This window comes from Gardnerella sp. C0026F2, assembly GCF_056590715.1.
The window spans coordinates 65001-78210 of the sequence record NZ_JBWPWR010000003.1 but is presented as its reverse complement, the minus strand read 5'-3'; the positions used below and the strand labels follow the sequence as shown (position 1 = coordinate 78210).

The 13210-nt window shown below is 40.8% G+C and carries 15 protein-coding genes and 1 rRNA gene; 10 read left to right on the top strand and 6 right to left on the bottom strand.

The window, feature by feature from the left end; translation table 11 throughout:
* The first annotated feature begins 103 nt into the window (after positions 1–103).
* The 3 genes from rrf (at position 104) to AC1EK3_RS05690 (ending at position 1703) form a co-directional block, all read left to right on the top strand.
* Positions 104–220: ribosomal RNA gene (gene rrf / locus AC1EK3_RS05700) — 5S ribosomal RNA — on the top strand.
* A gap of 391 nt (positions 221–611) precedes the next feature.
* A complete protein-coding gene (locus AC1EK3_RS05695; protein WP_480033654.1) occupies positions 612–1331 on the top strand; it encodes a nitroreductase family protein in 720 nt (239 codons plus the stop codon).
* A 54-nt stretch (positions 1332–1385) separates the two neighbouring features.
* On the top strand, positions 1386–1703 hold the full coding sequence (locus tag AC1EK3_RS05690; protein ID WP_480033699.1) for an XRE family transcriptional regulator: 318 nt from the start codon (positions 1386–1388) through the stop codon (positions 1701–1703).
* A 182-nt stretch (positions 1704–1885) separates the two neighbouring features.
* Here the strand turns inward: AC1EK3_RS05690 and AC1EK3_RS05685 are convergent, their stop codons facing one another.
* From AC1EK3_RS05685 to AC1EK3_RS05675, 3 genes are all read right to left on the bottom strand, one after another.
* Positions 1886–2257 (bottom strand): hypothetical protein, encoded by a 372-nt coding sequence (locus AC1EK3_RS05685; RefSeq protein WP_480033655.1) that lies wholly within the window; start codon positions 2255–2257, stop codon positions 1886–1888.
* Between the two features lie 161 nt (positions 2258–2418).
* Positions 2419–3579, bottom strand: coding sequence for a histidine kinase (locus AC1EK3_RS05680; protein ID WP_480033656.1), 1161 nt, complete (start codon positions 3577–3579; stop codon positions 2419–2421).
* Positions 3576–4247 (bottom strand): response regulator, encoded by a 672-nt coding sequence (locus tag AC1EK3_RS05675; RefSeq protein ID WP_480033657.1) that lies wholly within the window; start codon positions 4245–4247, stop codon positions 3576–3578. The genes AC1EK3_RS05680 and AC1EK3_RS05675 overlap by 4 nt, the downstream gene beginning before the upstream one ends.
* 474 nt (positions 4248–4721) lie before the next feature.
* Between AC1EK3_RS05675 and AC1EK3_RS05670 the strand changes: the two genes are divergently transcribed.
* The 5 genes from AC1EK3_RS05670 (at position 4722) to AC1EK3_RS05650 (ending at position 8768) form a co-directional block, all read left to right on the top strand.
* Positions 4722–5624 (top strand): efflux RND transporter periplasmic adaptor subunit, encoded by a 903-nt coding sequence (locus AC1EK3_RS05670; protein ID WP_480033658.1) that lies wholly within the window; start codon positions 4722–4724, stop codon positions 5622–5624.
* On the top strand, positions 5621–6331 hold the full coding sequence (locus AC1EK3_RS05665; protein ID WP_480033659.1) for an ABC transporter ATP-binding protein: 711 nt from the start codon (positions 5621–5623) through the stop codon (positions 6329–6331). The genes AC1EK3_RS05670 and AC1EK3_RS05665 overlap by 4 nt, the downstream gene beginning before the upstream one ends.
* Positions 6315–7526, top strand: a complete 1212-nt coding sequence (locus tag AC1EK3_RS05660) for an ABC transporter permease (protein ID WP_480033660.1) — start codon at positions 6315–6317, stop codon at positions 7524–7526. The genes AC1EK3_RS05665 and AC1EK3_RS05660 overlap by 17 nt, the downstream gene beginning before the upstream one ends.
* Before the next feature lie 27 nt (positions 7527–7553).
* Positions 7554–8078, top strand: coding sequence for a hypothetical protein (locus AC1EK3_RS05655; RefSeq protein ID WP_480033661.1), 525 nt, complete (start codon positions 7554–7556; stop codon positions 8076–8078).
* A gap of 276 nt (positions 8079–8354) precedes the next feature.
* Positions 8355–8768: a type II toxin-antitoxin system HicB family antitoxin gene (locus AC1EK3_RS05650; RefSeq protein WP_480033662.1), complete on the top strand. Its 414-nt coding sequence runs from the start codon at positions 8355–8357 to the stop codon at positions 8766–8768.
* Positions 8769–8792: 24 nt separating this feature from the next.
* Here the strand turns inward: AC1EK3_RS05650 and AC1EK3_RS05645 are convergent, their stop codons facing one another.
* On the bottom strand, positions 8793–10319 hold the full coding sequence (locus AC1EK3_RS05645) for an aminotransferase class I/II-fold pyridoxal phosphate-dependent enzyme (protein ID WP_480033663.1): 1527 nt from the start codon (positions 10317–10319) through the stop codon (positions 8793–8795).
* A 320-nt stretch (positions 10320–10639) separates the two neighbouring features.
* On the opposite strand from AC1EK3_RS05645, the gene AC1EK3_RS05640 reads away from it, so the two are divergent.
* Positions 10640–10897 (top strand): hypothetical protein, encoded by a 258-nt coding sequence (locus AC1EK3_RS05640; protein ID WP_116971496.1) that lies wholly within the window; start codon positions 10640–10642, stop codon positions 10895–10897.
* Between the two features lie 35 nt (positions 10898–10932).
* Here the strand turns inward: AC1EK3_RS05640 and AC1EK3_RS05635 are convergent, their stop codons facing one another.
* Together AC1EK3_RS05635 and AC1EK3_RS05630 are read right to left on the bottom strand one after the other, a co-directional pair.
* Positions 10933–11739, bottom strand: a complete 807-nt coding sequence (locus AC1EK3_RS05635) for a nitroreductase family protein (RefSeq protein ID WP_480033664.1) — start codon at positions 11737–11739, stop codon at positions 10933–10935.
* Between the two features lie 44 nt (positions 11740–11783).
* Positions 11784–12242 (bottom strand): DUF4235 domain-containing protein, encoded by a 459-nt coding sequence (locus AC1EK3_RS05630; protein ID WP_480033665.1) that lies wholly within the window; start codon positions 12240–12242, stop codon positions 11784–11786.
* A 169-nt stretch (positions 12243–12411) separates the two neighbouring features.
* Here AC1EK3_RS05630 and AC1EK3_RS05625 point away from each other — a divergent pair, with 169 nt between their 5' ends.
* Complete coding sequence (locus AC1EK3_RS05625; RefSeq protein WP_480033700.1) at positions 12412–13137, top strand: histidine phosphatase family protein; 726 nt, start codon at positions 12412–12414, stop codon at positions 13135–13137.
* Positions 13138–13210: the final 73 nt, after the last annotated feature.

The window sequence follows — 13210 nt, the reverse complement described above, 5'->3', positions numbered from 1 at the left end:
TGCTTAACGATCGGTTGGTAAAAGAGTTTTTATTCGCGTTCATGTCCGGTTCCCTAACCGCCACGTGTTGCCACTCAATGGTTTTGAGTGTTATAATTAAGTTTGCGGTGGTCATGGCTCAGGTGAGACGCCCGGTCCCATTCCGAACCCGGAAGCTAAGGCCTGACACGGCGAGGGTACTGCACTCGATAGGGTGTGGGAGACTAGCACGCTGCCGCATTATTTTTCTAGCGGGGAGTTTTTTACTCCCCGCTTTTTTTATATTCGCATACTGTTTTTCGGGGTTATAGGCTAAAAAGTGTGTAAGACTAAGCTGATGAATATTATGTGTCTATAATCAATAATCTAAACAGTATTAAAACTTAGCTAACAAACTGAGAAAATAACGGTTATATGTTACTCGCGCAGTATGTAGACTGCGCCAGTAACGGAAAACGGCAGAAACTGTGTAACTGTGTAAAGTTTATGCCGCGAACGCAAGAAAATCCGACCAAAACTTTACAGACGCGCGCAGTTTATGCCGCCTACGCTCTAAATCGCAGCACTCAAGCAGGTCGTCGCGCAAACGCGAGAAAGTACTGCGTGCGTATTTGGTGCGATATACTAAAAGCATGACTACACAAACTTTTGAAGCACTCGCAAAGTCGCGATTTTCTGCACGTGATTTTCTAAATAAACCAGTCGATTCTAAAATCCTTGAAACTATTTTGCAAACAGCTGCACAATCGCCGAGCTGGTCCAATACTCGTGGCTACATGCTCGCTATTGCTCAAGGGGAACGTAAACAGCAGTTAATTGATGCATATACGCAAAAATGCAAAGCAATGTTTCGCACTAAAGACGCTACCCTTAGCGAAGAAGAACGCCTGATAGCGCAGAAAATGAGTCAGCCGGATGGAGATTTTCCTGTAATGGCTCCGTATCCGCAATCGCTTAAAGAACGCAGCGCTCGTTTAGGATTGGCGTTGTATAAACATTTAAATATTGATCGCAAAGATTTTCCTGCTCGGAATGCTCACACTTTGCGCAACTTCCAGGCGTTCGGTGCGCCAGTTATGGGATTTGTGCTTGTGCGTCGTGATTTTCTGCCGTTTTCTGCGCTGGATGCTGGAATTATGCTGCAAACGTTACTGTTGGCTGCCAAAGAGCACGGCGTAGATTCATGCCCACTTGGCGTTCTTGCCACGTGGCGTTCACCACTTGACGAAGTATTCGACATTCCGCCGGAGTATGCGCTGATTACTGGTTTTGCGCTAGGGTATGCGTCTGAAGCGCACGTAAATGCTTTCCGCGCGGAGCATCCGCCAATCGAGCTTGCGCAAGAAAAGTGACTTCGCACAAAACAGTCTATCTTGCAAAGCGCAAAGTACTTTGCTAAATAACAGATAGAAGTGCCAGAAATACCAGGATTATTTACTCAAGTGCGTAGGCTTGATCAGGTTGCAGCAATGGTAAAAGATGCTGCTGCGACTTTAAATGTTAAAGTCAATGGCGTGAAAGTAACTCCGAAACTTGGTGAACAAGATGAACTTATGCTGCAGCGCATGTTAGATGCAAAATCTGCAGCTATAAAAACTCAGCAAGAGGCATCTATGCTTATGCGTGAAACGGTTCGCATACTAAGGAATCAGGGCTTGACGGTTCGTGATGTTGCAGAGCTTACTGTGGTTACTCCGCAGCGAATAAGTTCGCTTAAAGCTTAGTGATTCAAAGCAATGTGGTTGAGGCTATGCGCAAGTAAGTCGCTTAGTAACGCATAAACTCTATGCAAAACAAATAAATAACGGATAAATAAGTAAAGGTCAAGCCGTAGGATGCATGGATGCAACTTGACCTTTGAAAATTGTGATATGTTTTTATGTTATAAAATCGCAGTCTAATGCTTTTATTTATTCTTGGCAATTCCAAGAGCTTTTGAACTTTCATCCTTGTCAAGGCCTATAAATAAAAGCACGATTATGCCAATAATCAGCGGAACATAACCGTATCCAGATCCGTGGATTATGCCGAATATTTCCATAAGCCCATTTGCTATTACGGCTAGTGAAGATGCTATAAAATATAGTTGCGCGCACCACGGTTTTTTAATGAGAAACATTGTTGCAAGACCAAATAATCCAGCGATAATTTGAGGCACTCCCCATAGATAATCATTACGCATTACAATCAGCGCAATTCCGCTAGCAAGAAATACGCCATTGGCTATTGTCCAAAATACGGATGGAATTTGTGCTTTTGTATCTTCTAAATTACTCATATTCTTCTCCTTCTAATACAAGAAAATAATTGCGTATATAAAACTTTGACAATTTATAAATTAATGGCGTGCTAAAAGGTAAACAATATCTTGTCTAGGAAAACCTTTACAAATAATTACTATCTAAAACTGCTTAAGATTCATTAATCTTTTAAACTGAATCAGTAAGCCATACTATCTATACAGTTATGTTCATTTTTGAAAGGGATAACTGCATTACATTCCCAATACTTACCAAAGGCTCGAAAATAGAGTGAACCGCCTAAATGCTTTATGGTATCGCGATGAAGCAGAAGTCCTTTTTGAGATACTGAGCGAATTGCATCTTTACTTTTCCCGCCCAAAAATCGAACATTGAACTGTTTTATAACAATTTGTTTTTCGCGTATCGAAATTCTGATGTAATAAACTAAAGAAGCATATTTTCGCATGTTCAAATATAGTTCTTCGATTAATTCAATAACTTCACAGATGATTTCATCTCTAATGTCTTCAGGAATATCGTTACTAGATATATTGCATATGGATCTTCCTTTTAATCCACAAGATGCATTAATTGAGTCGTTCATTTGTAGTGTATCTTCAATGTGCTGAATGAACTCGCTTCGAGCATCTTGCTTAGCAGTATTTCCACGTAGAATGTCGATAATATTATGTCCTTCTTCAAAAGCCTGATCTGCCAAATCATTTATTGCCTCAATAGCACTTCGCTGTTTTTTAGAAATAGACTTGTCAAGTAATGCTATTTTACTTTGTAGTGCAATATCTGCAATCTTATTAGTTAATCTATCGTGCATTCGCACAGCCAGATGAAGATTATTAATTGTTTGCTTATCTTTTTCATAAAGAACCATTTTTTGGTGAGAAATGCGCAAAATAATACCAGTGCAAACGCAAAATATATTTATTAAAAGGTAAGCAATAAGATACTTGAAAGACAAAGTTGATAAGTATCGGTATGCAACGTAGTGTAATGCATCTAGTACTAAGAATAAAGGTAGTGTAAATTGAATCGGATATAAATACGAAATAAAAACAAATGATATGATTAGCCCGAAAGTTACTGGTGGAAGATTCAGACTAGGAATAACAAGAATGCTGAGATGCACAAAAATATAGCACATGCTCATAAAATGCGGGAGCAAGCAAAGGAACAGATTCATAGCAGCAAGAATCATGTAAACTATAACAAGTTGTATTGTGCTATTGTCGCTATTGGAGTAAATATACGCATCCATTGCGCTCGACAAACATCCCAATAGTAAAAATGTTTTATTGTCAATAAGCTTTTCTCGTAAACGACGCATTAAGAAAATAATCATTGTGTATCATTTCCTAAATATTCATCATGCAGCCATGTGGTAATAAGTTGTGAACGATTTGTCACATTCAATTTTTTGAACACGCGACGAAGGATAGTTTCCACAGTACAAGTTTCAACAAATAAACGTTTGGCGATTTGCGCATTAGTCATGCCTTTACTGCACAACTTTACAATTTCAGTCTCATGATCCGTTAAAGCAAGGCGTCCATTTTTTGGCTTATTTTGCAAACGTTGAAATGCTGTCGTCGTGTCGTCAAAATGAAGATCGCCTATTATTTGTGGATTAAACGTGCCATGTGCAATACTGCTAAGCATGGCGCAAATAGTTTCTGGGTGGTTCTTTCCAACAATGCCTTGCGCGCCTGCTGTTGATGCTTTTAAAGCATAATCGTTGATAGGGAATGAAGTTATAGCAATTATTATTGGGAGTGAGTATCTTCTTCGTAATTCGTATAATATTTTAATTCCCGAAACCCCAGACATATACATGTCAATTAGCAGCACGTCTGGGCATTGATTTTGACAAAACTGAATTGCTTGATCGGCGTACGCGGATAACCAGCAAATATTGCAGGACGGAACAACCTGTTCAATATATGTTTTTAGGCCGTGTAGACAAAAACAATCATCATCAACAATGCCAACAGTAATACGCTTTGCTATCATACTGCTCCTTTAGAAAAGCATTATTTAAGTAATAATAGTACTTGAATTTGTATGATGAATATCTTGTCTAGGAAAACCTTTACAAAGCCGATTGTATAAAGGTAGTTACTGGAGCTTACGGGGGTTACTCCGCAGCGAATAAGTTCGCTTAAAGCTTAGTGATTTAAAGCAATGTGGTTGAGGCTATGCGCAAGTAAGTTGCTTAGTAGTGTATAAACTCTATGCAAAATAAATCATTCTCTGGTATTACGTAAGTTCCAATAATCATAAATAAAATCATCATTTAGTGTGATGCAAACTCTTTACGGCGATTATAAGCTATTAACCAAAAGCTGAAATTCTAAATGAAGTGGTAATCATAAAAGCGTTAATTGCAGCATTACCGAGCCCTTTATTTATTTTGGATCAGTTTGAGAGGCTTGTTTCGACGCATATTATGCGTTTACGAGTTTGGAGAGTAAGGAGCTTTGTGTTATGCGTAAGTTTACAAAAGTACTTTTGCTTGCTGCTATGCCAGTGTGTTTGCTTACTGCATGCTCTGGTAGAGCAGTTGATAATAGTCAACAGCAGGCATCAAATGATTCAGTTCCACTTGTTTCAGTCAAAAAACAGCCTTTAACACAAGTTGTGTCGGGTAAAGCAGCAATAGAACAATCGTCTACCTTTGTTATCACTGCTGTAAGTAGAGGGAATTTTTCTCCATCGGTAAAAGCAGGAAGTGCTGTAAAAGCTGGAAGTGTTCTAGGCTACAATGCTGGTAACAAAATTATTGCTCCCGTAGACGCTAAAGTTGTGTCAGTAGCTGAATCATCTACGGACGTGCCTAAATCTTTCCCGCTATTCACTCTTAAATATGAAGGTTTTTCAATAAGCCTTAATGCAAAAGCTTTACTTCGTTCTGCGGATATTACAGATGTTAAAGGTCGCTTCCAAGTTGAAGACGGTGTTGGACCAACCAATTGTTTGCAAATAGTACAAAGCGGTGGCACTTCTACCGATATTGCAGATTCGGGTAGTAGCAAGAATGATAATGCTGATTTGACTCACACAGATGAGTCGAGCGCGCAAAGTACATCTAGTGTATCGTCAAAAGTTTTAACTTGTTTAATAGATAAAAGCGCAGAAGTAGAATCAGGTCAAAATGCGACGCTTGTTTTTAATGGCAAGCATAAACAATCGGTTCTAACGCTGCCCGTTAGTGCGGTTGCTGGAAGAGTTCAAAAAGGTTTAGTCTCATACAAAAAAGGCGATAATTGGGAGAGTAAAGAAGTTGGTCTTGGAATCAGTGACGGCGCTAATATTGAAATTACGTCTGGTTTGCATGAGGGTGATGTCGTAGCAGGTGTTTCTCCTGATCTCATTCCAGGAGTGCAATGATTATGGAGAACAATCCTGTTCCACTGGTTGAACTACAAGACGTGTCAGCGCGTGTGAAACTAGGCAATGGTGAATGGCTTACCACTGTTAACTCTGCCTCTATGTTACTTAATCAAGGTGAAACATACGCGGTAGTTGGCAGGTCTGGTTCCGGCAAAACAAGTCTTATTTCTATTATTGGATTTTTGAATAAAAATTTTACTGGAAAATACTATTATTCTGGCAAGTCAATCCAAAAGTGTAGTGATAATACAGTATCGCATATGCGCGCTAGAAATATTGGTTTTGTTTTCCAAAACTATTCTCTCATTAAGCATTTAAGCATTAGAGAAAATGTTGAGTTGCCGCTTTTATACGCAGGGCTACAACAAAGCAAGCAGACAAGAAGAAAAACGATAGAAGAAGCATTATGTGCTGTTGGATTGCAAGATAAACTAAACGAATACCCTGGAAGTCTATCAGGCGGTGAACAGCAGAGAGTTGCGATAGCGCGTGCTCTCGTTACTAATCCCGAATTACTTATTTGTGACGAGCCAACTGGTGCGCTCGATAGTAGTACGGGAGAAAAAGTGCTTCAAGTGTTGCATGATCGTGTTCAAGAATCTGGAACAACATTACTATTAGTCACTCATGATATGAAAGTGGCTAGTTCTTGCTCTCACATTTTTACTATGGAAGGCGGTGTTCTTTATGATCATGCTGCTTAAAGATTTGCGTCTGTCTCCTATGAGATCCTTCCTCACAGGTTTTTCAATGTTTATTGGCATCGTTACTGTTATAGCGTCAGTGCTTATAGGCACGGTTGGTAAGGACTATCTTATTGCAACTAACGAACAGCTAAACGGTCGTAGAGCAACATATGAGATTACTTTTTCAGCACAAAATTTTGACGAATATTCAGTATTTGACAAATTCTTAAATCGCATTGAATCCGCAAACCGTAATGCTAACGTTATGCTACAACCAAACACTGGACTACTGTTTAGCGCTTCTATGCCAGCCTCGAAGAGTGTAAAAATAAGCAAAGAACATAAGACCAGCAATCTTCAATATGTTGACGCTGTTTACACTACAGCAGGATACAACAAAGTTTATAACTTACCTATTGTAAGTGGAAGATGGTTTAGTAATAGCGCTAAAAGCAACGCATTAGAAATGGTAGTAAACCAATCTGCTAGCAAAAGATACAAGATTGGTGAAGTAGCATTTATTACTTCTCGCAAAACAACACAAATAAGTCCTATAAGGATTGTTGGAGTTGTGAACGATGGCGTAGACTCAGCAAAAGTATACGTGAATATTCTAGGATTATTACGTTACGCTCCAACTCTTTGGGAATATTCTGGAAAAGAAGCTCAAGGCTCAATCTACTGGTTGAATAAAGAAAATCGTTCTCAAAAATCAATTAAATCTTATGTTTCAGACGCTCTTTACGACTGTTGCGATGGACAAGTAAACGAAATTAGAAGACATGATAATAGTGATGATTACGAGAATGTGATAACAGTATTGCAATTAAGTTTTGCTATTGTAGCAGCATTATTGCTTTTTGTTTCCGCGCTAGGTTTAATCAATATTGGTTTAGCATCGTTGGAGCAGCGCGCACATGAACTGCTTATACGCAGAGCTTTGGGTGCTACTAGATGGTCGATTGCTTCACTCGTGTTAGGCAGTGCGATTATTTTAGCGCTGATAGTTTCGATTGCTGCTGTCTCTGTTTCTTTTGTTCTTGTGTCTATAGCATCAAGTTTTTGGGATGCATCAAGCCCAGTCAGTCCGCCAGTTTACCCATATGAAGCTGCTATTGGAGCTGTTATTGCGGCTTTTATTACAGCGCTTGCTGGAAGTGTGGTGCCGGCAATAAAAGCATCGCGTTTACAGCCAGCATTAGCATTGCGTTAATTTTCAAAAAATAAGAAAGAAGGAATAATGAATAATCATACTATTGGTAAAGCAACTCTTATTATTGGTGTGCTTTGTGCGAGTCTTATGTTCAATGCTTGTGGAGGAGTAGGCAACAATAATGCGAGTGGTGTGGGTGGTGCGCGCTCGCAAAATAGTTCGTCTAGAGAGACTGTTGATTTTGCTCATATAGAGAAGGAGTATCAGGAATCTGTGGCAAAGCTTAGTTGGCCTGAAAAATATAAAGCTCCTGCAAACTTGGTTGGAGAAGAAAAAGACAGCCAGTTCCAGAGTGGATATGGTGATACGCAAGCATCTAATTATTATCAGTGTGCTTGGGAACGGCAATGGTTAGACACGTATGCTAGTGATGAGCAAGCGGCAAGTAAAGCTTTGCATGAGCTCGAAAAAGTGCCTAGCATGCCGTTTATGGGTCCAGATCGTTGTGATGATGCAACGCGAAACTTTTTCAAAGAGCATATGCGTAAAGCAAAACTGGGAGATCCGTCAGGATTCCAACAGGATGTGCAAACTAATTGTCCTGTGATGTAATTGCATTTGTATAGCTTCATTGCGATGATTTTGTATGCAATGCCTATTTACTGAATTGATAAATAGGCATATACTTATATGTGTGAAGCGAAAAGAGTTGGAGAAAAGACTCAATCAGCTTGCAAGAAGTACTAATAAACAAATAACTTGGGCTGAGGGCGGTAATCATAGCAAAGTTTGCATTGGTGAATTTGCTACTACTGTTCCGAGGCATAATGAAATAAATGAACTTACTGCTAGAAGCATTATTAGGTATTTTGAAAGGAATCTGCAAGCATGATAGGAACAATGAGTGTTACTGAGCATGATAATGCAACGACTTGTTTGCAAATGGTGACAGCTATAGCTCGCAGATGCGATGACTGGTGGGCTATAGAAGTGCCGGAAATACCAGGATTATTTACTCAAGTACGTAGGCTTGATCAGGTTGCAGCAATGGTAAAAGACGCTGCTGCAACGTTAAATGTTAAAGTCAATGGCGTGAAAGTAACTCCGAAACTTAGTGAAGAAGATGAACTTATGCTTCAGCGCATGTTAGATGCAAAATCTGCAGCTATAAAAACTCAGCAAGAGGCATCTATGCTTATGCGTGAAACAGTTCGCATACTAAGGAATCAGGGCTTGACGGTTCGTGATGTTGCAGAGCTTACGGGGGTTACTCCGCAGCGAATAAGTTCGCTTAAAGCTTAGTAACTTAATGCAATATGGTTGCAGCTACTGGCGATAGTAGGAGAGGAAGTTGGAGAGTTTGCTCATTGCGTCGCGAAGCGTTTGCAAGCGCGGCAAGTATACTACGCGGAAGTAGCCTGGAGTCTGCCAATTAAAGCCTTTACCGTGCACAATCAGCAACTTTTGATCGCGTAGCAAATCAAGCGCAAACTGTTCGTCATCGTGAATGTTGTAGCGAGCAGGATCGAGCTTTACAAACATGTAGAAAGCAGCGTCTGGACGCTCAACGCTTACGCCGTCCATCTCCTGAAGTGCGTTATAGCAGTACTCGCGCTGCTCATACACGCGACCTCCCGGCTCCAAATACTTCTCAACGCTCTGGTATCCGCCCAAAGCAGTCTGAATAATCGACTGTGCAGGAACGTTAGAGCACAATCGCATATTAGACAGCATGTTAAGTCCCATAATGTAGTCGCGAGCCTTGGATTTATCTCCCGAAAGGCTCATCCAACCAATGCGGAAGCCAGCAATCATATGCGATTTAGAAAGTCCGCTAAAAGTTACGCAGAACACGTCTGGAGCAAGAGAAGCAATCGAAATATGCTTCTTGCCGTCCATAACAAGACGGTCGTAAATCTCGTCCGCAAAAATAATCAAATTAAACTCGCGAGCAATCTTAACAATTTCTTCCAAAACTTCGCGGCTATACAGCACGCCCGTAGGGTTATTTGGGTTAATAATCACGATTGCTTTAGTACGCGGCGTGATTTTAGAGCGAATGTCGGCAATATCTGGGTACCAATGCGACTTTTCGTCACACATGTAGTGCACAGGAGTGCCGCCAGCCAAGCTCGCGCACGCAGTCCACAGAGGATAGTCTGGGCTTGGAATAAGAATCTCGTCGCCGCAATCAAGCAGCGCTTGCATAGAAAGGTTAATTAGCTCGGAAACGCCGTTTCCAGTGTAAATATCTTCCATTTGCACGCCTGGAATGCCTTTGAGCTGATCGTATTGCATAATCGCCTTGCGCGCGGAGAAAAGTCCGCGACTATCCGAGTAGCCTTCGCAGTCAATAAGCTGCTGCTGCATGTCGTAAATCACTTCGTCTGGAGCGCGGAATCCAAAAGGCGCAGGATTTCCAATGTTTAGCTTTAAAATATGCGTTCCGTTCGCTTCCATTCGGTTTGCTTCTTCAACAACAGGGCCTCGAACGTCGTAAAGCACGTGCTCAAGTTTGGTAGATTTGTTGAAGTTTCTATGTTTGAGCGTTTGGGAAAGTTCAGCTTCTGTAAGCTGTGGCTGATTTAATTGTGGTTCTTCTGCAGACTGGCAGTTTTGCTCGATTTTTGCACAAGAATGACCGCCTTTGATTCCGTCGCTGCTGATTCCAAGAATCTCATCTAACATGTTACGCACGTCTTTGCGAGGCTCAGTTTTGCCGCTTAAATACTGGCTTAGCTGGCTTTTGCCAAGTTTATGGCCGCTTTTTGCTGCAAGCTCGATTACGTCAATCTGCTTGTACCCTTTGCGCTTCATAGCTTTCTTAAGCTCGTCAGCAAAATTCTGTGCCATAATCCGTCTTTCTCGTAAAATCAGCATTTATAAATTGAACAAGTTTATAGCAAAGTTCAAAATATAAGTATTAAATTGAATTATTTGCCCAATAATAGTCGCTGAAATTATTTTTGTATAGTAATTTTTCAAAAAATGACGAGAAATAGTAAAAAATAGTAGAAATATAGTAGAAAAATTGAACTAAAGTATAAGAAATTGAATTTATTTTGAACTTTTGTGAATGTGTTTTGTGGCTTAAGTTTAGGAATAATGCATGATTTACGCCATTGCGTGCGTCTTGTATAAGCTCTGTTAAGCTGTTTGCTACCATAAAAGCTATGTATTTCTTTACTCCGAGGCGCTGCGAATCTACCCAAAAAATCATGTATAAGAATAAAGGGCAGGCTCTTATGGCGGCGGAGCAGAGTCTACGAGAGCGCGGTGCGCAGTTGTGGGTTTATGCTTGTGAATATTGCGGTTGCTGGCATTTGACGCATAAAAACCCGGTAGATCGCATGTATTCCGATATGCGCTCGCCGTCTGCAAGCACAAAGCCGAGGTCTAGAAAACGCGGATACAAGCCAAGGCGGCGTTAAGTTAAAACGGTACTAAATTAAAACGGTGCTAAATCTTACGCAACGTTAAAACCTTGCCTTGTAACCTGCTCAACATCTTCTGCTTCGTGTTTTTTGGCAATATCGTCTGCTGCTATAGCAAGAATTTGTGCGCTGAAAGCATCAACTGGTCTGCTAGCATTTCGCAAATCGTAATATTGATGCACGCGATTGTCGAAATCAACAAGATTTTCTAATAATTCAGCGTCGTCAGCAGGGTAGTGGTTCTCAAAAATCTGCATGTTAGCGCTCATTCGCGGTTTTAATTCCGGATTTTGCGCAGGCTTACCAATTGCTAAGCCGAGCACAGGGTACGTGTATTCAGGCAAATTCAAAATATCAATAAGCTGAGTTCTACTGTTCAAAATTGAACCAAGAATTACGCAACCAAGCCCCAAAGATTCTGCAGCAGTTTCCATGGCATGAAGCGCCAAAATAACGTCATTTTGAGCCTGTGTAAAGCGGTAGCGAGTTTTAAGCATAAACTCGTCGCTATTGGTATCTACGCCATTTTTGTGTGCAATTGCAGCGTTTCTATGTTGATCAATAATAAAAACGTACAACAGTGGAGCAGTGGCAATATATGTTTGGTTGCCGATTTCGGAAAGCTTTTGCTTAATTGAGCTATCTGTAATTTTAATCGCTGACCAGTCGTTCAAAAACTGGCTGCAAGCAGCGCGCTGTGCCACGGTTTCAAGCGTTGCGACTGTATCTTCGTCAATTGCTTCGTTGCAAAAAGCGCGAATAGAGCGGCGGTTCAGTAAAGTATCAATAGTTTCGTTGTGGCGTAAATTTGGCACGTTATTTCTTATTCCTTTCAGCATTCTCGTTTCAAAATAAGGTCATTTAGTTTATAAAATTTAATAAATTAAAATCGTTTTTGTGAGCGCAATTGTCTTTTTCTTTGCCTTCGCGCAACATAAGACAAGGTTCCGCGGTTTGCTAAGCGACCAACAATCGTAGTAAGAATCGCAGAAAATACTGCAAAACCAATAGACATTAGCAACGGTTCTTCTTGCTTAACATGCTGCTTTTGCGCAATTTTTTCTTTAGAAAGATTGTTAGGACGATTATTAGAGTTTAAATTTATTTTTTTAGTATCAACATGTTTTTTCCATACAACATGCGCAATTTGCCCAGCTATAAACGTTGCAAAAGACGGAAGTGCAGATTTGAGTAACGAATCTCCCAAAGTATTTGGATTTTTTAATCGGCGCTCGCGAAGTGCATCAATCTTACGATTTGCTGCATTAAGTCGTTGCACGGTAGCTTGAGCCGCGCGATGGCTTCGTTGAGTTTTAGCATTAGCCGATGATAATTGCGTCATATTTTCTATGTTAGTGGTAACGAAATACCAATTTTGGCGGTACCATGGAACAGTAATCTTGATTTGCGGCAAAGTGGCTGCAAGTTAAGAAATGCTTACGTAAAGCAATCGTGCTGCTAAGCGTCCAGTGCGATGTGTGTACATGGCGCTGGTGAGGAATGTGAAGACTATGCAAAATAACGGCACTAAAGAATCCTCTCAGAAAGAATCCTCTCAGAAAGAATGCCTGAAGCAGGGTTGCTTGGTGTTACTTCGCCACGGCCAAACTGCTTGGAGTGTGTCCGGTCAACATACTGGACGCACGGATTTGCCTCTTACTGAAGTCGGTGTTGAGCAGGCAAAAGAGGCTGGTGCTAGATTGCAGTGTGCGTTTACAAAAGGTTTTGATGAGGATTGTGTGCTTGTAAGCCCGCTTCGTCGCGCTCAGCAAACAGCTCAGTTTGCTGGATTTGCTTCGTATACAATTTGCGATAGCGCACTGGAGTGGGATTATGGTGCTGCTGAAGGTCGCACTAGAGGCGATGTTGCGGCATTAAGTGGCGTTGAGGCGTGGGATGTGTGGAAACATGGTCCTAAAGTTCTTCCTTCTCACATGGTTAGTGACGCTAAAGAAGTACTTCCTAGTGGAGAAGCAGTGGATGTGCACAGGACCTCTGGAGAAAGCTTGCAAGAGGTTTCGGATCGTACTCAAAAAATTATTGATATGGCAATGCCTAAATTGAAATTGGGTAAGGATGTGCTTGTTGTTGCGCATGCTCATGTATTGCGTATTCTTACTGCGCGCTGGCTTGGAGTAAGCCCAGATTTTGCGCGACTTCTTCGTATGGATACCGCGCATTATTCTGTGTTGGGCACATATAAAGGCGACAATGTAATCGTGCATTGGAATTGCTGAAATACGGATTAGAATTTCAGATATTTTATTGCGATTTGCACAATTTTTATTGCAGATACATTTATATATTTGA